At 47.6% G+C, this 922-nt stretch carries 1 protein-coding gene; it reads right to left on the bottom strand.

Features of this window, described 5'->3' with window-relative positions; genetic code table 11:
* Positions 1-922, bottom strand: a 922-nt coding sequence (locus R7Q48_RS25475; RefSeq protein WP_318132933.1) for a sulfatase-like hydrolase/transferase, incomplete at both ends; no start/stop codon positions are given.

A 922-nucleotide genomic window follows, 5' to 3' on the forward strand; every position in this document is an offset into this window, starting at 1 on the left:
CGACCGATCTCATGGTCAGTGTGTGCTAAGAAGCCTGCATAAACTTCCATTTGGCGTTCGAAGACACGTTTTTCATCAGATGAGAGAGAATCCCAACGAGGCACAAAGTCTGGCATTGGTGGCAAAACCGTATCTTGTGGAATAATGCCTAACTTCTTCTGACGTTCAAACGACTCTTGTCTTAGTTTGTCCCAGCCCATTGAGAACTTGCCTTTGAACTTATCAATCCATTCTCTTGGGGCCTGATGAGGGGCGTGTGCGGCACCCGGAGCGTAGTAAGCGAAGAACGGTTGGTCAGCATTATAGCTGTGCTGCAGGTTCAACCATTCAATAGTTTGGTCGGTCATATCTGCTGTGAAGTGATAGTTCTTTTTACGTGGCGTTTTAATGCGCGTATTACCGTCAATCAACACGGGTTGGAACTGGTCGGTTTCACCACCGAAGAAGCCGTAGAATTTGTCGAAACCCACTTCAGAAGGCCAAAGCGTTTGGTTACCTGCGGGCCCTGTCTCCCAAGCTGGAATTTCGTGGTTTTTACCAAACATTGCCGTGCTGTAACCGTTATATTTCAAAATTTTTGGTAGGGCAGCGATGTAGTTTGGTCGAACGCTTGTATTGCCAGGGAAAGCCGTCGATGTCTCGGCAATTGAACCCATATTATGTTGGTGATGATTGCGGCCAGTAAGCAAGGCAGTTCGAGTTGCAGAGCTTACGCCGGTTGTATGGAATTGGTTATAGATAAGACCTTGTTTAGCTAACGCATCAAGTGTCGGCATATCAACAGCGCCCCCAAAAAGGGATGACTTACTAAAACCGACGTCATCTAACAAAATAACAAGCACGTTAGGTGCATCTTTTGGTGCCGCTATTCGGCGAGTTGGCTCGGGGCGCTGAACATCTCGCACGTCGAGTTGAGTGTAAG

This window comes from Vibrio sp. 378 (assembly GCF_033339435.1).